The organism is Enorma timonensis (assembly GCF_000321165.1).
Classification (GTDB): domain Bacteria; phylum Actinomycetota; class Coriobacteriia; order Coriobacteriales; family Coriobacteriaceae; genus Enorma.
Window position 1 is genome coordinate 12,510 of the sequence record NZ_CAPF01000063.1, and the last position, 15,904, is coordinate 28,413.

Annotated in this window: 17 protein-coding genes; 5 read left to right on the forward strand and 12 right to left on the reverse strand. The window is 64.2% G+C overall.

Annotated features, from left to right (window positions below):
• Positions 1-27: 27 nt before the first annotated feature.
• The 5 genes from BN423_RS07455 to BN423_RS07475 all read right to left on the reverse strand — a co-directional run bounded on the left by BN423_RS07455 (position 28) and on the right by BN423_RS07475 (position 5,227).
• Complete coding sequence (locus BN423_RS07455) at positions 28-810, reverse strand: 4Fe-4S binding protein (protein ID WP_019239635.1); 783 nt, start codon at positions 808-810, stop codon at positions 28-30.
• Positions 811-897: 87 nt separating this feature from the next.
• The gene (locus BN423_RS07460) at positions 898-1,275 is read right to left on the reverse strand and encodes a Rid family detoxifying hydrolase (RefSeq protein WP_019239636.1); all 378 of its coding nucleotides are present in this window, start codon (positions 1,273-1,275) and stop codon (positions 898-900) included.
• A gap of 82 nt (positions 1,276-1,357) precedes the next feature.
• The gene (locus BN423_RS07465; RefSeq protein ID WP_019239637.1) at positions 1,358-2,569 is read right to left on the reverse strand and encodes a MalY/PatB family protein; all 1,212 of its coding nucleotides are present in this window, start codon (positions 2,567-2,569) and stop codon (positions 1,358-1,360) included.
• 88 nt (positions 2,570-2,657) lie between these two features.
• Entirely contained in the window at positions 2,658-3,881 is a 1,224-nt protein-coding gene (locus tag BN423_RS07470; protein WP_262358998.1) for an MFS transporter, read from the reverse strand.
• 134 nt (positions 3,882-4,015) lie between these two features.
• Positions 4,016-5,227, reverse strand: coding sequence for a MalY/PatB family protein (locus tag BN423_RS07475; protein WP_026089045.1), 1,212 nt, complete (start codon positions 5,225-5,227; stop codon positions 4,016-4,018).
• 244 nt (positions 5,228-5,471) lie between these two features.
• Here BN423_RS07475 and BN423_RS07480 point away from each other — a divergent pair, with 244 nt between their 5' ends.
• The 3 genes from BN423_RS07480 (at position 5,472) to BN423_RS07490 (ending at position 9,304) form a co-directional block, all read left to right on the forward strand.
• Positions 5,472-5,978 carry an L-2-amino-thiazoline-4-carboxylic acid hydrolase gene (locus BN423_RS07480; RefSeq protein WP_019239640.1) on the forward strand — a complete coding sequence of 169 codons (507 nt, stop codon included), beginning with the start codon at positions 5,472-5,474 and terminating at the stop codon, positions 5,976-5,978.
• Between the two features lie 118 nt (positions 5,979-6,096).
• Positions 6,097-8,589, forward strand: a complete 2,493-nt coding sequence (locus BN423_RS07485; protein ID WP_019239641.1) for a U32 family peptidase — start codon at positions 6,097-6,099, stop codon at positions 8,587-8,589.
• A gap of 1 nt (position 8,590) precedes the next feature.
• A complete protein-coding gene (locus tag BN423_RS07490) occupies positions 8,591-9,304 on the forward strand; it encodes an RluA family pseudouridine synthase (RefSeq protein WP_232385535.1) in 714 nt (237 codons plus the stop codon).
• 105 nt (positions 9,305-9,409) lie between these two features.
• On the opposite strand, the gene BN423_RS07495 is transcribed toward BN423_RS07490, so the two are convergent.
• The 6 genes from BN423_RS07495 to BN423_RS07520 all read right to left on the reverse strand — a co-directional run bounded on the left by BN423_RS07495 (position 9,410) and on the right by BN423_RS07520 (position 13,962).
• Positions 9,410-9,787 (reverse strand): RidA family protein, encoded by a 378-nt coding sequence (locus tag BN423_RS07495; protein ID WP_019239643.1) that lies wholly within the window; start codon positions 9,785-9,787, stop codon positions 9,410-9,412.
• A 113-nt stretch (positions 9,788-9,900) separates the two neighbouring features.
• On the reverse strand, positions 9,901-10,416 hold the full coding sequence (locus tag BN423_RS07500) for a PTS sugar transporter subunit IIA (RefSeq protein WP_019239644.1): 516 nt from the start codon (positions 10,414-10,416) through the stop codon (positions 9,901-9,903).
• Between the two features lie 63 nt (positions 10,417-10,479).
• Positions 10,480-11,223, reverse strand: coding sequence for a DeoR/GlpR family DNA-binding transcription regulator (locus BN423_RS07505; RefSeq protein WP_019239645.1), 744 nt, complete (start codon positions 11,221-11,223; stop codon positions 10,480-10,482).
• Between the two features lie 230 nt (positions 11,224-11,453).
• Positions 11,454-12,533, reverse strand: coding sequence for a PTS transporter subunit EIIC (locus BN423_RS07510; RefSeq protein WP_019239646.1), 1,080 nt, complete (start codon positions 12,531-12,533; stop codon positions 11,454-11,456).
• Between the two features lie 66 nt (positions 12,534-12,599).
• Positions 12,600-12,833, reverse strand: coding sequence for a PTS transporter subunit EIIB (locus BN423_RS11695; protein WP_019239647.1), 234 nt, complete (start codon positions 12,831-12,833; stop codon positions 12,600-12,602).
• A gap of 190 nt (positions 12,834-13,023) precedes the next feature.
• Positions 13,024-13,962, reverse strand: a complete 939-nt coding sequence (locus BN423_RS07520; protein WP_019239648.1) for a sugar phosphate isomerase/epimerase family protein — start codon at positions 13,960-13,962, stop codon at positions 13,024-13,026.
• Between the two features lie 310 nt (positions 13,963-14,272).
• On the opposite strand from BN423_RS07520, the gene rpe reads away from it, so the two are divergent.
• On the forward strand, positions 14,273-14,920 hold the full coding sequence (gene rpe, locus BN423_RS07525; RefSeq protein WP_019239649.1) for a ribulose-phosphate 3-epimerase: 648 nt from the start codon (positions 14,273-14,275) through the stop codon (positions 14,918-14,920).
• A 60-nt stretch (positions 14,921-14,980) separates the two neighbouring features.
• Positions 14,981-15,442: a ribose 5-phosphate isomerase B gene (rpiB, locus tag BN423_RS07530; protein ID WP_019239650.1), complete on the forward strand. Its 462-nt coding sequence runs from the start codon at positions 14,981-14,983 to the stop codon at positions 15,440-15,442.
• Positions 15,443-15,567: 125 nt separating this feature from the next.
• Here rpiB and rplX read toward each other — a convergent pair whose 3' ends face one another.
• Positions 15,568-15,894: a 50S ribosomal protein L24 gene (gene rplX / locus BN423_RS07535; RefSeq protein WP_019239651.1), complete on the reverse strand. Its 327-nt coding sequence runs from the start codon at positions 15,892-15,894 to the stop codon at positions 15,568-15,570.
• Between the last annotated feature and the right edge of the window lie 10 nt (positions 15,895-15,904).

The window sequence follows — 15,904 nt, forward strand, 5'->3', positions numbered from 1 at the left end:
AATACCATGTAAAACGCAGGAAACACCCTATATCAGTGCATAGGATTCCTTGGGCTCCCCAAACTGAGCGGCAAACCCTGCGCGGGCGCTCTCGAGCATGTCTCCCCCGGAGAGTGCGCGCGCCTGGACAGGGCACGCTGCGATGCAGCGGGTACAGGAGATGCACGCGTCCGCATCGGTCTGACTAGGGTTCCCCGCGTCGATGGCACCGACGGGACACTGGGCAGCACAGGCGCCACATGCTGTGCACAGGCTCTCGTCCGCCTGTGCCTTGAAGGGAACGCCACCGTAGGGCGTATACGGGCGCGAACCGGGAATCTCACGAAGTTCCGCCTCCCCTGCGCGGGAAACGGCAGCGAGTTTGGCGAGCACGTCGCGCGCGACGCTGTCAACGACCTGGAAATCCTCCTCATCGGGACGCCCAATTGCGACGTTCGTCATGAGCGAGTGGTGCGCAACGACAGCGACGCCCGCGACGGGCACGAACCCGTGCTCCGCGACCGTATCCGCGAGCTCCAGGAACGTATCGTCTACGGCACGGTTGCCGTATGTCACCATGAGCACAGCAGGCGTCTCGTCGCCCGTACAGGCAGCGATGCGCTCGAGCGCCGGAGCGGGGACGCGCCCACCGAACGCAGGGACAGCGAAGATGGCGAGTTCCCCCATCCCGAAGTCTGGAGCGTTCGCTCCCTGCGGCGTGATGTCGCAGAGCTTGAAGGGCAATCCGAACGCCGCACCCATGCGCTCCGCCGCCGCGCGCGTGGTCCCTGCACCCGAGAACACGATTGCTTTAACATCGCCGACCTTCATACTCACCCTTCCCTTCTGCCACGAGCGGGCGCCGACAGGAGACATGATGCCGGCGCCCGCCTGACGACGGAATACGATTGTCTCACCTTACGCCGCAGCGACAACCTCGATCTCGACGAGCCCCTGCATGGGGAGGTTCGCGACCGCAAACGCACTGCGTGCGGGATACGGCTCGCTGAACGCTTGGGCGTACACGTCGTTTACGGCGGCGAAGTCAGCGATGTCCGCGAGGTAGATCGTCGTTTTCACCACATTGGTGAGCGTGAGCCCGCGCGTGGCGAGGATCGCGGCGATGTTCTTGATGGACTGCTCCGCCTGGGCGACCACGCCCTCCGGCATCGTGCCGGTCGAGGGATCGATGCCGAGCTGTCCGGAGAGGTAGACCAGCTCGCCCGCGGCGACGCCCTGGGAATACGGCCCGATCGCCGCCGGAGCCTGGTCGGTATTGAGAACGGTCTTGTCCACAGTCATTCCTTTCAAGTCGGAGGCGGCGGCCAGAAGCTACGCGGCCACCGCCCATGGGTGTCGTGATGTTACCTGCGAGCGCCTACGCCGCAGAATAGAGCGCCTTCAGGCACGCCTCAGTGCGCTCCACAGCCTGCTCAATGACGGAGCGCGGCGCCGCAAGGTTAAAGCGGATGAAATGGCCTTCGTCCTCGAAGAACTCCTCGTCGTCTTCGAGCGCGACACCGTGCTTGCAGAACTCATAGGTAAGGCGCTCGGCTTCTCCATAGTTCTTGAACTGAATCCAAGCGAGGTACGTGCCCTGCATATCGCTCACCACAATATCGTCCGCGAAGGGCAGGGCGGCGAGACGGTCGCACAGGTAGCGGTAATTGTCATATACGTAGCTGCAGAGCGCGTCGACGTACTTGCCGCCGTTCTCGGTGTAGACCTGCTCGAGCGCGAGGTAGCTGAAACCGCCCAGCATCTCACTCGCGTCGAAGAACGTCGCGGACGCGGCGATCTTTGCCTTCATTTCCTCGCCATGGATGATGTAGTAACCCGCGTTGATGCCGGCGCAGTTGAAGGTCTTGGAGATCGAGGACGTCGTGATGACGTTCTGGTCATACCCGAGCTTGCGCGCGACCGCCGCCGTCGGGATGAACGTGTGCCCTGGCATGATGAAGTCGCTGTGCACCTCGTCGGAGACGATCGGCACACCGTGCTTCTGACAGATGGTGATGAGCTTGGTAAGCTCCTCCTCCGTCCACACGCGCCCGACCGGGTTGAACGGGCTGCAGAAGATGAGCAGCTTGATGTCATGCTCGGCAAGCGTCGCGTCGAGTGCGTCGAAGTCGATGCTGTAGCCGTTCTCGTCGTGGACGAGATGCGGCATCACAGGCACACGGCCCATGTTGACCACGTACTTATGGAAGTAGCTGTAGGTGGGCAGGAACATGAGCACTTCCTCGCCCTCCTTGGCCAGCGCATGGATGGCGAGCTTCACGCCGGTGAGTGCGCTCTCGCCGAAGAAGACGTCATCCTCGGCATACTCGATGCCATTGCGCTCGCGCTGCCAGTCGACTACAAAGTGATGATATGCCGTCCCGCTCAGCTCGGGGTAACCGTAGATGCCGCACTCCGTACGCTTGCGAACGGCTTCGATGAGCTCCTGCGGGCAACGGAATTCCATATCCGCAATCCACATAGGAACGAGATCGTCGCCGGGGAAGAACATCCCCATAGAGTCATACTTCGCGCAGTGCGTGCCCGTGCGATCCGTGACCTGGTCGAAATAGTCCTTCGTGTATTCCATGATGCGTCCTTTCTAAGATCTATGCATCCTCTGTAGAGCAAACCAATAGCTGCAAGCGCGCCGTCTGCTATGCGGGACTGCCCGCGAACTATGCTGCCTCCGCCGCGTTCGCCACAGGCAGAACTGCCCGACGCTCGATGCCGGTGAACAGCACGACCGCGATGATGCACGCTGCGAATACGATGCCGATCAGGTAGACGTTCGAGGACATCAAACCCGGCATCATGCCCGTGATGGCACTGAAGATCGGCGCTCCCACGATATAGCCGCCGGCACCGAAAACCTGAAAGAGACTGAAGACCGTGGGAATCTGGCTGGGACGCACGCTCTCTGCGACCAGCACGCCGATGCGCGTCGTCGCGATACCATATGTCATGCCGCACAGGAAGGCGCCGATGAACAGGACGATGGCGGTAGGCGCGATGAAGATGAGCACGTAGCCGATGAGATCGAGCGTATAGGCCACAATGAGCGTCCGCTGCTTGGCCATCTTGAACACGAAGGGCGCAAGGATACCGGAGACGATGAGGCCAGCCTGATAGGCGGAGATGGTCATGCCCGCTGCGACCGAACCACCCAGATTGTTCGCCTCAGCGTGTATGGAGATGTAGTTGTAGATGCCGCACTCGAGGAACGTGGTCGCCGTGATGAGGAGCAGGAACATGATGGTCGTCCACGACGTGAGCTTCCTGCCGTGCTCCTGCACGTTGACAGGCGCGCCCGCCGCCTTCTCCGCCTTCTTCTCTTCCTTATGGAACGGCGGCTCGCTCGGAAGCAGGATGACCGCCGCAAGAAGCGAGACCGCGAAGACGAAGTAGAGACCGAAGCAGTAGTACCAGGTAATTGCCGTCAATACGCCTGCCCCTGCAGAAAGGGCGACATTCGACAATCCCTGCGCACTCGTGCGCCATGCCATGACCTCGCCGCGCTGATCGCCGTCAAAGTGCAGGCTGATATAGGACTGTGAGGTCGCGCCCATGATGCCCATGCCGACGTTGCAGGTCATGAGCGCCACGTACACCACAGTGAAGCTGTTGCTGATGAACAACGGGGCTGCACCCACAAGGGCGAGGGCAGCCGCGAGGATGATGACGACCCGCTGAGCAATGAAGCGCTGCAGCAAGCCCGCCACCAGGGCGCCCACCAAGTTTGCGATGGCAGCAAGGCTCAACATGCTCGAGAGCACGTCGGGCGCGACGTTGAACGTGGACTGGACGCTCGCGACCGCCGGAGAGTAAATCACCGTCGCCCCCGACAGGCACGTCGCTATGATGGTGCCTACTATAAGTTTCCAATTTCTCCCTGAAGCCATGAAAATTCTCCCTTCGCGTACCAAGGAATAGCCTCCCTAGAGAGAATTTATCAAAACTGGTGAGAATTTCTAATAATTTTTTATTATTTATCGCGAACGGCAGATTTACCAGGATGAGCGGAACCGCACGCGGCCTATGCGTTGAACACGTACTTGTCCAGGCGATCGAACGCCTCCTGCACGCGCGAGAACGGCACGGCGAGGTTCATGCGAATCGCGTTGGGGCCGTGGAACGGGCGGCCGTCCTGCCAGCCCACGCCCACGTTCCAGCCAGCCTTCTGCAGCCAGGCGATGTCGCGACCGTGTTCCTCGAGCCATTCGGTGCAGTCGAGGAAGAGCATGTAGGTGCCCTCGGGCTTGGAGAGCGTGACGCCCTTGAAGTGCTCGGTGATGTAGTCGTACGCGTAGTCGACGTTCTTGCCCAGCACCTCGCAGAGCTCGTCCACCCACTCGTAGCCCTCGGGCTTGTAGGCGCCGATGAGCGCGTGCATGGAGAGCACGTTCATGTCGTTGTAATGCGCCTTCGAGGCCGTCGCGGTCTCGCGGTCGCGCAGGTACTTGTTGTAGATGATGTGGTAGCTGCCCACGAGGCCGGCGAGGTTGAACGTCTTCGACGGCGCGTAGAGCGCCACAGTGCGGTTGCGGGCGTCCTCGGAGACGGACTGCGTGGGGATGTGCTTGTGTCCGGGCATGATGATGTCAGACCAGATCTCGTCGGACACGACGACGCAGTCGTACTTCTTGTAGAGCTCCATCGCCTGCTCGATCTCCTCGCGCTCCCACACGCGGCCGGTGGGGTTGTGCGGCGAGCAGAACACCGCGGCATGGATGTTGTTCTCGGCGAGCTTCTTCTCCATGTCCTCGAAGTCCATGCGCCACGTGCCGTTCTCGTCGAGCACGAGCGGCGAGTGCACGATCTTGAAGCCCGCGTTCTCGATGCAGCCCGTGAAGCCGATGTACGTGGGGCTGTGGAGCAGCACGGCGTCGCCCGGCTGCATGAACGACTTGAGCGTGGAGACCACGCCGCCGAGCACGCCGTTCTCGTAACCGATGCACTCCTTGGTGAGCCCCTCGACGCCGTTGCGCGTCTCGTGCCACTTGATGATCTCGTCGAAGTACTCATCGCGCGGTGCGAAATAGCCAAAATGCGGCTGCTTCGCGCGTTCGATGATGGCCTCCTGGATGGTGGGCACCACGGGGAAGTTCATGTCGGCGACCCACATGGGAATGAAGTCGAACCCCTCCTGCGGGGGCTCCGGCGTCATGCCGGGCCTCTGACCGAGCCCGTCGACGGCAAGGGAATCCTGCCCATGGCGGTTCAGAATCGACGTGAAATCGTACTTCATGATCATTCCCTTCCCATTTCGGCTTTCATCCGACGCTCGGGTTGACCCCGGTCGTCGCGCCCTCCGCGCGCAAAGCACTTTGAAGTGTACGCCGGAACGGAGGGAAACTAGCCGAAGAAGTTGGTCATGCGCTCGCGGCGGCGCGCGCGACATTCGCCGCCGCGTACGGCAAGCGGCAGGAATCCTATCGGTTGGTGTAGATTGTTGCTACCGAAGCCCACCGGAAGCAGCGAAGGAGTGCACCATGTCCAAGGACGCGAATCCCACCCGGCCTAGCCCCGAGGATGTCCCGCTCATCGTCCGCCGCGAGATCGAGGCACGCGCCATCGCCCCGATCTATGAGGCGTTCGTCCGTGAGCTCGGCCGCGAGCGCGCCGACGCCATCGTCGAGGAGGCCGTGGCGGAGCTGGGGACAGCCGCGGGCGAGGCACTCGCCGCCGAGGTTCCCGAGGGGACGTCCCCGCTCGCGTACTACCACGACGTCGCGATCCCCCGCTTCTCGGCGGGAGACGCCATGGAGTGGGGCCGCATCGAGCTCGACGAGGAGGCGGGGACGCTCGCGATGGACGCCGTCCGCTGCGAGTTCGCCGAGATGTACCGGCGCCTGGGCCTCGAGCACCTGGGCACCCTGCTCTCCTGCCGTCGCGACCCCTACCTGTTCCGCGGCCTCTGCCCGTGCCTTGAGCTCACCCGAACCGAAACGCTTATGGAGGGCGGCGCGCGTTGCGATTTTCGCATTCAAAGTGTGTGACAATGGGTTGTTCCACCCCAAGCGCGTGAACTGCGGGCCATAGCGCCGCTCGATGAGCCGTCGCGCACGCACCGCGGCGCGCCTTGGGTCACGTCGTATGCCGAAAGGAACCCCGAGCATGCCCACCCGCTCCCCCGAGCTCCTCGCGCCCGCAGGCGGCCCGGCGCCCTTCGCCGCCGCGCTCGCCGCCGGAGCCGATGCCATCTACCTCGGCATGGGCGCGTTCAACGCGCGCCGCAAGGCGCAGAACTTCACCGACGACGCCTTCGCCGAGGCGTGCCGAACCGCGCACCTCGCGGGCGCGCGCGTGTACGTGACCATCAACATCGTCATCAAGGATCGCGAGATGACAGACGCCCTCGAGCTCGTGCGCCATTGCTCGCAGCTCGGGGCGGACGCCTTCATCATCCAGGACTGGGGCCTCTTCGCCGAGGTGCGCCGGCTCATGCCGGGCATCGAGACGCATATCTCAACCCAAGCGAACATCCACGACGCGCGCGGAACGGCCTGGTGCGAGGCCGCGGGCGCCGACCGCGTGACGCTCTCGCGCGAGCTCTCCATCGACGAGATCGCGCAGATCCACGCCGCGTGCCCGGGCATCGACCTCGAGGTCTTCGCCCACGGCTCCATCTGCTTCAGCTACTCGGGCATCTGCCTGCTCTCGAGCTTCTGCCAGGCGGGGCGCTCGGCGAACCGCGGCATGTGTGCGCAGCCCTGCCGCCTCCCCTACGAGCTCTTGGACGAGAACGGGCGCGTGATCTCCGCCCCCGGGCGCGGGCGACCGCTCTGCCCGCGCGACACGAACACCACCGAGCTGCTCCCGCGGCTCGTCGATGCGGGCGCCGCAGCCCTCAAGCTCGAGGGGCGCATGAAGGCGGCCGACTACGTCTTCGCGGTGACGGACGCCTACCGCCGCGAGCTCGACGACGTGCTCGCCGGGCGCGCGGTGGGCGCCGAGGAGCGCGCCGCGCGGCAGCGGCAGCTCAAGCGCTGCTTCAACCGCGATTTCACCCATGCCTACCAGGACGGGCGCTCGGACGACGACATGATGAGCTACGAGCGGTCGAACAACCGCGGCGAGGTCGTGGGGCGCGTGACGGCCTTCACCGCGCGCGAGCCGCTCACGAAGGGCGAGCGCATGCGTGCCCAGATCAAGGGGCCGGCCGGCACCGCCCGCCTCGCCCTCGATGCGCCCGTGGGCACCGGCGATTTGCTCGAGCTGCGCGACGACGCCCACCCGGACACGTTCCTCACCACGCTCGCCCGCCGCGACGCGCGTACAGGCGAGCTCCTCGAGGTCGAGGTGCCGCGGCCGGTTGAGGTGGGCTGGCGCGTGCGCGTCATCCGCAGCCAGGAGGCGATCGATCGCGCCGACGCCGTGCTCAAGCGCGCCGTCCCACGCAAGCGCATGGTGGACGTGCGCGTGCGGGCGCGCCTGGGCGAGCCGTTCCGCGTCGAGCTCGCCTGCTGCGACGACCCCTCGCTTGCCGCTGCCGCCGAGGGCTTCACCGTGGAGCCAGCGCGGACGCGCGCGGTGAGCCGCGACGATCTGGCCGAGCACGTGGGCCGCATGGGTTCGACGCCGTTCGAGATGGCGTCGTGCGCGGTCGAGCTCGACGAGGGGTGCGGCATGGGCTTCTCCGCCGTGCATGCCGTGCGCGCCGAGGCATGCGCCGCGCTTGAGGGGGCCATCTTGCGGCCGTATGAGCAGCGGGCGAAGGAGCTGGAGAGGCTCGACCTGGCGACGGGCGTGGGTGCTCCCACGGAGCTCGCCGCCACGGGCGCGGCGGCGGAGCGCCCGACCATCCTCTGCGCCATCGCGACCACCCGCGCGGGCGCCCAGGCCGCACGCGAGGCCGGCGCGGAACGCGTCTACATAGCCGTGGACGACCTCCTGGCGGAGGGGCTCGCTCCCGAAGATGCCGCCGAGCTGGGCATCATCCCCATCCTCGACGAGGTGTGCCGCGAGCGCGACCACGAGCGCCTCGACCCCTGGGTCGCACCGGAGGCACCCGTCGCCGTGGGCACCATCTCCGAACTCGCCCTCGCCGCCCAGCGCGGCGCTGCGGCCGAGCTCCGCTCCTGCATTCCCACGCACAACGCCGCCTGCCTCGCGTTCCTCGCTCAGGCGGGCGCGCAGGCCGCCTGGCTCTCGCCCGAGCTCTCGCTTGCCGAGATCGAGCGCCTCGCGCCCAAGACGGACATCCCGCTCGGCGTCATGGTGTTCGGCAAGCCGCGCGTCATGACGAGTGAGCACTGCATCCTGCAGGTCGCCGACGCCTGCATCCACGATTGCGCGCGCTGCGCCCTGCGCCGCCGCAACCTCGTGCTGCACAACATCGACGACAAGCTGCTCCCCGTGCGCACCGACCTCCACGGCCGCTCGCACCTCTACGATGCGTACGCGCTCGATTACACCCCGCAGCTGCCGCAGCTCATCGCTGCCGGCGTGTCGCGCTTCCTGGTCGACGGCACCCTGCTTTCCACCGATGAGCTCGCCGCCCAGGTGGCTCGCGCACGCCGTTCCCTCGACGCCGCGCTCGCCGGGCGCCGACCGCCCGCACGGCAGAAGGGCGCGAGCTCGGGCTGCCTCTTCGCCGAGGTCGAGTAAGGTGGCGCACTTGGGATCAACAGGCGAGCCGACGGACTCTGCCGCCGTGCTCTACGTGTCCGGGACGCTGCTCGCGGTCGACAAGCCCGCGGGCATCATCGTGCACGGGGACGGTACCGGGGCCCCGACGCTCACCGGGCTCATGGCCGAGCGCATCCGCGGCGGGAGCATCCCCGGCGTCTCCCCCGCCCAGGCAGACGAGCTCCAGGCACTCCAACGGCTCGACCGCGATACGAGCGGCATCGTGCTCTTCTCCCTCTGCAAGCGCACGCAGGGCACCTACGACCGGCTCATCGCCGAACGTTCCATCTCGAAGCGCTACCTCGCCATCGCGTGCGGGAAGATCCCCTGGGACGAGCGCTCGCTCACCTGGCCGATCGGCCGCGACCGCCACGATGCGCGGCGCATGCGCGTGAGCAAGACCGGCAAGGCGGCGCACACGCATGCAGCCGCGCTCGACCGGCGGCGCGTCGATGGCCGCTGGCTCACGCTGCTCGACGTGCAGCTCCACACCGGGCGCAAGCACCAGATTCGCGTGCACCTTGCGCACGCCGGCTTCCCCCTGCTAGGCGATGCGCTCTACGGCGCGCCTGATTCGCGCGGCCTCATGCTGCACGCGCACGAGCTCGCATTCACCGACCCCGTCTCCGGCGAGCCGGTGCGCATCGTCGCCCCCGTACCCGCCCGCATGCTCGAGCTCTTCCCGCGCATGTAAATTTACCCCAGCGACTTTTTTACATTGTGCGACGAAAACGCCTCAATCGGATGGGGCGACGTGGGATGTAAAAAAGTCGCTGGGGTAAATTTACATGCGGCCGGGCTAGAGCACCGCGATGGCCTCGATCTCCACGAGCGCGCCCTTGGGGATCGCCGCCACCTGGAAGGCGCTCCGCGCGGGATACGGCGCGGCGAGGAAGCTGCCATACACCTCGTTTACCGCGGCGAAATCGTCGATGTCGGCGAGGAGCACCGTCATCTTCACCACGTCGTCGAAGCTCGCACCCGCCTCCTCGAGCACCGCCGCGATGTTCTGCATGGCCTGGCGCGCCTGCGCCTCCACGCCCTCGGCGAGCTCACCCGTCGCAGGGTCGATGCCGAGCTGCCCCGAGAGGTACAGCGTGTCCCCCGCGCGCACTGCCGAGGAATATGGCCCCAGCGCTGCCGGTGCCTTCGCCGCGATGATCGCCTGCTTGCCCATATCGCTCCCCTTTCCCACGTGATAAAAAGGTGTCTGACACCATTTTATCATCACAAAGCCCGGGGGCTCGACGTGCGAACTCCCGGGCTTCAATCAGCTCTATGATCTTGCCGTTACTTGGACACGGAGATGAGCGGCGCGCCCGCCTCGACCACATCTTCGGCAGCGGGGATGGGCGACACGTCCGAAAACTCGGCGGTGTTCGAGACGGCGACCACCACGCAATCCGGATGCCCGGCCGCCGCGATGGCGTCGCGATCGAACGAGAGCAGGGCGTCGCCCGCCTTCACCTTCGCACCCTCCGCCACGTGGCCCGTGAATCCCTTGCCTTCCATATCGACGGTATCCACGCCGACGTGCACGAGCACCTCGACCCCATCGTCCGACGTCAAACCCACGGCATGGCCCATAACCACCGAGACGGTCCCCGCGCACGGCGCATACACCACGGTGGATTCCGGCCAGATGGCGCACCCCTTGCCGAGCACCTCGGTGCTGAACACGGGATCCGGGATGTCGGCCATGGCGATTACGCGGCCTGATACGGGGGCCTTGAGCACGACCGGCCACGTCTCGCCCGCAGTCTGCTTCGAGGCCTCTTTCTTCTTGAACACATCAAACAAACCCATACGGCACTCCTTTGAACGGTTCTGGCGAGCGGACGGGCTGTGCGATGCCTGCGATTCCGCCGCCTAGTTATCGGGGGTTAGAATCTCGACGTATCTCCCAAGCTGGTCGTCCCCGGTTTCCGAGATGATCGAAAGCCCGTCAAGGCCGAAGACGCGGACATTCGAGACGCGATGGAACTTGCTGCTGTCGCACAGGATGTACGTACGGTTCGAATTCTCCTTGACCAGCTGCTTCTTGATCGCCTCGTCATGGCTCGGGTTCGTGACGCCGCGGTCGATGCTCACCGCGTTGACACCCAGGAACGCCTTATCGAAGTAGAGGTCCTTCAGGATGCCCTCGGTGATGGGGCCGGTCATGGACAGCGTCCGCGGGTTGTACGCTCCGCCGATGATGATGACCTGCGCCCGCATGTCGCCCGTGATGTAGCACGCGCTGCCGTTCGCCGTGTAGATCGTGACGTCGCGGTCGATGAGGTGGCGCAGGAGCGCCGTGCAGCTCGTTCCCGAGTCGAGGTACACGGTATCGCCGTCGGAGACCTCTTCGAGCGCGCGCTGCGCCATGCGTTCCTTCTCGGCCGCGTGGAGCGCGCCGGTGACCATGACGCCCAGCTCGTGCGAGACCGCGTTCAGGCGCACCGCCCCGCCGGCCAGCATCTCGACGCGCCCCTGCTTCTCGAGCTCCTTGAGGTCGCGCCGGAGCGTCGATACCGAGGTATCGGGCAGCAGCTCCTGAAGGTCCTCGATCTTCAACAGATCCGACTCACTGAGATGCTGCAGCACCAGCTGCTGGCGTTCGTAGGGAATCATCGTGCCTCCTTGTGGAATCCTCGCCCTATTGTAGCGTCATCGTCCCACGAGCGGCTCGACGGGCAACCGATGCCGATCCCCTCGACGCGCACCGCGCCGCCTACGCTCGCGGCCGCCGGCATGCAACCCTTCTTGGCATGCCGACGGCCGCTCGCATTTCGCTTTCCCAGCTTATGTCCGTCTCACCGCGCGAATCCACGCCGCGCGCGCAAGCCGGTTAGCGCGCATGCTTACGCGAGCTGGTCATCGCGACCGGTGAAGATGAAGCCGAGCACCGCGCCGACCACCGTCGAGATAAGCATGGCGATCATCGCGTAGACGAAGTTCATCGCATCCGGGCTCACGAAGGCCGGGAACGTCGTCACCGAACCGAACACGAACGCCGTGCAGACCACATGGGTGAGTCCGCAGAACGCGCCGCCCGCAGCGCCCGCGATGATCTGAGCGCCCCAGAGCTTCTTGTTCTTGACGAGCATGCCGAAGAGCGTCGGCTCGATGATGGCCGAAAGCGCGATGGTGACCACGCCGGATGCGGCAAAGCTCTTGAGCTTCTGGTTACGCGCCTTCAGGAACACGCCGAGGGCGACGCCGATCACGCCGAAGTTGCACGCGAAGGTGAACGGGCAGATGTAGTCGAAGGTGTTCTGGGCGATGTTGTTGATCATGATGGGGTTCACGGCCCAGTGGATGCCCATGGAGACGAGCACCGACCAGCCGCCGCCCACGAGGATGCCCGCGAGTACGGAGCTCCTATCGATGACCCAGTTGACCACGAACGCGACGCCCTCGCCAGCATACACGCCGATGGGGCCGATGATCATCATGGTAAGCGGCACCATGATGATGAGCGAGACGGCAGGAAGCACCACGAGCTTGAGAGTCTCGGGGATCTTATCGTCCAGGAACTTGTAGAGGAACGAGTACGCCCACACGGCAAGGATCGCCGGGACGACCGTGGAGTTATAGTTCATGAGCACGACGGGGATCCCGAAGAAATCGGTGGTCGCACCGTTGCCGATCTCGCCCATGAGGTTGATGAAATCCGGGTAGAGCAGGCACGCGCCGATAAGCGCCGAAAGGTACGGGCTCGCCCCGAAGCGCTTGCCCGCCGAGAACGCCAGAAGCACCGGCAGGAAGTAGAACACGCTCATCGAGAGGGTGTACCAGATCACATAGGTACCCGAACCCTCGGTGATCACGCCGAGCTGCGTGAGCAGGATTAGGATGCCGCGCAGGATACCGGAGCCCGCCATGGCGGGAAGCAGCGGCGCGAAGATGCCCGAGACGGCACCGAAGATCTTGCTGATCACACCCTCGTCGCTCGATCCCGAGGTCGTGGAGACCTGGGTGTTCGTCCCCTTGACGAGCGGCTCGAACTACTCGTAGAGCTTCGGCACCTCGGTGCCGATGAGGATCTGATACTGGCCGGCGGAATTGACGGTGTTGATGACGCCATCGACCTCTTTGACCGTCGCGTCATCGCACTTCGAATCGTCCTTCAGGTTGAGACGCAGGCGCGTCGCGCAGTGCGTCAGACCCGAGATGTTCTCGGGCCCACCCACGGCATCGAGAATGCCGCGAGCCGTAGCATCCCAATCGCGTTTTGCCATAAGGGCTCCCTTCCCTTCTTTATCGCGACCGGACGGCTCCCTGCGCCCGGCCCCCTCTTTTCCATCCGCAGGGGCATGTGGGTTCGCCCCGACGGATGCGCCACGGATCCGGCTCGGGAATGAGAGCCGGTTCCGATTGTGACTGAACTGGTGAGATGATGCCTAGGGGATACGCCCCCAGGCAGGGTGGTTACTCCGTGCAGGCGCACAGGAGGCGTCGCATGAGCTTGGCCGCCTCGATCCCGCTGTTCGCGTCGATGACGCACTGCACCTCATCGAGCCCCACCGCATCGAGCGCGCGGTCGAGCATGCCGATCATCGCGATGTTCTGGGCGCACTCCTCCTCGGCATCCTCGATGGTGGGGAACGTGTCGAAGTAGATCGCGCTGTCGTAGCTGTGCTTCTTGAGGTAGTAGATGAATTCGAGCGTCTTCATGGGCGATGCCGTCCCGATCATGAGGCCGTCGTCCATGACGCCGTAGCCGTCGTTGAGGTGCACGCCGAAGAGCTTGCCGCGGCCGCCGAAGATGTCGCATGCCATGGCGGGGTTCTCGTGCTTCATGAGCATGTGGCAGTAGTCGAGGGTGACGCCCAGGTTGGGGCGGTCGACCTCGGCGAGCATCATGCCTGCGATGCCCATGCTGTCGATGAACGCGTAGGAGCGCTCCTCATACGGCTTGTACTCGATGCTGATCTTGAGGTCGGGCGCATAGTCGCACACGGTGCGATATGCGTTGACGAGCTGGTTCCACACGCGGGTGTAGTCGATCTGGAAGCTGTAGTCGAACCCGTCGAACCCCAGCCAGATGGTGACGGTATCGCCGCCCACGGCACGGCAGTAGTCGCACGCCTCGCGGCAGAGCCGCAGTGCCTTGCCCGCGATGCTCGGATCCGCGTTCCCCAGCTCACCGTTGATGAAATCGCCGCGAAAGCGCAAGGCCACCCCGTTGAGCTTGAGGCCATGCGATTCGAGCAGCTGCTTCATTTGCTCCGCCGGGGTCTCACCCACATGCTCCGGATAGTTCAGATCGACATGGGTAAGCCCGACCTCCTCGAATTGCGCGAACACGCGATCGAGGTTTTTGTCTCCCGAGCGGAAATACGAGTTGATTTGCGTGGCCAGTTTCAATTCGAGCCCTCCTCATGTTCAGGCGCTCTGCACGCGACCGCGATTACCGCGTTCATCACGCCGGCTTTCGGCACTCATTGTATTCCAAGTTTTTTCAAAATTTGCCACAGTTTTTTAAGAATTGTCATAAAATTTTGAGGTAAGGGATGACATGCTCCCATGACTACCCTTATTTACCTGCTGTTTTATTGGATGCTTGATTATTGGAGGATTTGAATTTAATTGAAATAATCTAGTTTTCTATGAAGCCATGTACCGTTCAGCGACGATTTTCTACCGTTCACCCGAACATAGAGAAAGGAAGCGTGCCATGTTACTCTGCCCGAGCATGATGTGCGCCGATTACGGGAACCTGCGCTCCGAGGTTCAGGAGCTCGACGCGGCCGGCGCCGATATGTTCCACTGCGACGTGATGGATGGGTCGTTCGTGCCCAATATCGCCATGGGCCTCATGGACATCAAGGCGGTGCGCAGCGCCACGGAGAAGCCTATCGACTGCCACCTCATGATCGAGCACCCCGCGCGCTCGATAAACCTGTTCCTCGATGCGGGCGTCGACCTCATCTACATCCATCCCGAATCTGAGCGCTACTGCGTGAAGACCCTCGCCGCCATCCGCGACGGCGGGGCGAAGGCCGGCATCGCCATCAATCCCGATACCTCAATCCCCTCTATCGAGGAGCTGCTCAACGTCGTGGATTACGTCATGGTCATGACCGTGAGCCCGGGCTTCGCCGGCCAGGCGTTCATCGAGTTCACGAAGGATAAGATCGCCCGCCTCGCCGAGCTCAAGCACCGCTACGGCTTCACGCTCACCGTGGACGGGGCGTGCAGCCCGGAGCGCATCGCCGAGCTCTCCGGCCTGGGAGCCGATGGCTTCATCCTGGGCACGAGCGCGCTCTTCGGGAAAGGCGATTACGCGCAGAGCATCAAGGCCCTTCGGGCGCTTCATGCATAGGCGAGCTGCCTTCCAGCAGCCCGCAGGTTAGGTAGGGTACCTACAGTGAAAGGAACCACCATGAAAATCGGTATCGGCAACGACCATGTGGCCGTCGAGCTCAAGAACATCATTAAGGAGCACCTGGAGCAGCAGGGGCACGAGGTGGTCGACTTCGGCACCAACAGCACCGAGCGCTTCGATTACCCCATCTCCGGCTATGCGGTGGGCAAGGCCGTCGCATCGGGCGACGTGGACCTCGGCGTGCTCATCTGCGGCACAGGCGTGGGCATCAGCCTCGCTGCCAACAAGGTGCACGGCATTCGGGCCTGCGTGTGCTCGGAGCCCTATTCGGCCAAGCTGAGCCGCGAGCACAACAACACGAACATCATCGCCTTCGGCGCGCGCGTCGTCGGCCCCGAGCTTGCCAAGATGATCGTCGATGAGTGGCTCGGCGCCGAGTTCCAGGGCGGCCGCCACCAACGTCGCATCGACATGATCGCAGAGATCGAGGAGACTCAGAACCTTTCGACCGATCGCTAACCCGGCGCGCATCTCCCAACCGTTTTCTTCCCCACGCTCGGCTACGCGATCAAACGCAAAAGACCCCGGAAGGCATCCGATATCGGAGCTTTCCGGGGTCTTTCAATGCGTGGTGAGCGCGTCGTTTAGAACTCGGCGCCGCACTTCTTGCAGACGCGGATCGAGGTCTTGTGACCGTCGAGCTCGCCCTGCTTATGGCCGACGCGGGTCGCCGCGCCGCACTTGGGGCACACGAGCATCGCGTTGGAGGCGTCGATCTTGGCCTCCTGCGGCACGATGCCGCCCTGCTGGTTCTGCTGGTTGGGCTTGACGGCCTTCTTCACGATGGCCACGCCCTCGACCTTGATCTTGCCCTCGGCGGGGTACGCGCGCAGAACGGTGCCCTGCTTGCCGCGATCCTTGCCGGAGAGAATCTTGACGGTGTCGCCCGTCTTGATCTGCATCTTAGGCATATGCGTTCTC

What these genes read in the sequence shown, in the direction of transcription:
- BN423_RS07470 (WP_262358998.1), bottom strand. Translation starts at nt 3,881, where the DNA reads ATGGCTTCAGGGAGAAATTGGAAACTTATAGTAGGCACCATCATAGCG.
- BN423_RS07485 (WP_019239641.1), top strand. Translation starts at nt 6,097, where the DNA reads ATGCCCACCCGCTCCCCCGAGCTCCTCGCGCCCGCAGGCGGCCCGGCG.
- rpiB (WP_019239650.1), top strand. Translation starts at nt 14,981, where the DNA reads ATGAAAATCGGTATCGGCAACGACCATGTGGCCGTCGAGCTCAAGAAC.
- BN423_RS07475 (WP_026089045.1), bottom strand. Translation starts at nt 5,227, where the DNA reads ATGAAGTACGATTTCACGTCGATTCTGAACCGCCATGGGCAGGATTCC.
- BN423_RS07465 (WP_019239637.1), bottom strand. Translation starts at nt 2,569, where the DNA reads ATGGAATACACGAAGGACTATTTCGACCAGGTCACGGATCGCACGGGC.
- rplX (WP_019239651.1), bottom strand. Translation starts at nt 15,894, where the DNA reads ATGCCTAAGATGCAGATCAAGACGGGCGACACCGTCAAGATTCTCTCC.
- BN423_RS07495 (WP_019239643.1), bottom strand. Translation starts at nt 9,787, where the DNA reads ATGGGCAAGCAGGCGATCATCGCGGCGAAGGCACCGGCAGCGCTGGGG.
- rpe (WP_019239649.1), top strand. Translation starts at nt 14,273, where the DNA reads ATGTTACTCTGCCCGAGCATGATGTGCGCCGATTACGGGAACCTGCGC.
- BN423_RS11695 (WP_019239647.1), bottom strand. Translation starts at nt 12,833, where the DNA reads ATGGCAAAACGCGATTGGGATGCTACGGCTCGCGGCATTCTCGATGCC.
- BN423_RS07455 (WP_019239635.1), bottom strand. Translation starts at nt 810, where the DNA reads ATGAAGGTCGGCGATGTTAAAGCAATCGTGTTCTCGGGTGCAGGGACC.
- BN423_RS07480 (WP_019239640.1), top strand. Translation starts at nt 5,472, where the DNA reads ATGTCCAAGGACGCGAATCCCACCCGGCCTAGCCCCGAGGATGTCCCG.
- BN423_RS07500 (WP_019239644.1), bottom strand. Translation starts at nt 10,416, where the DNA reads ATGGGTTTGTTTGATGTGTTCAAGAAGAAAGAGGCCTCGAAGCAGACT.
- BN423_RS07505 (WP_019239645.1), bottom strand. Translation starts at nt 11,223, where the DNA reads ATGATTCCCTACGAACGCCAGCAGCTGGTGCTGCAGCATCTCAGTGAG.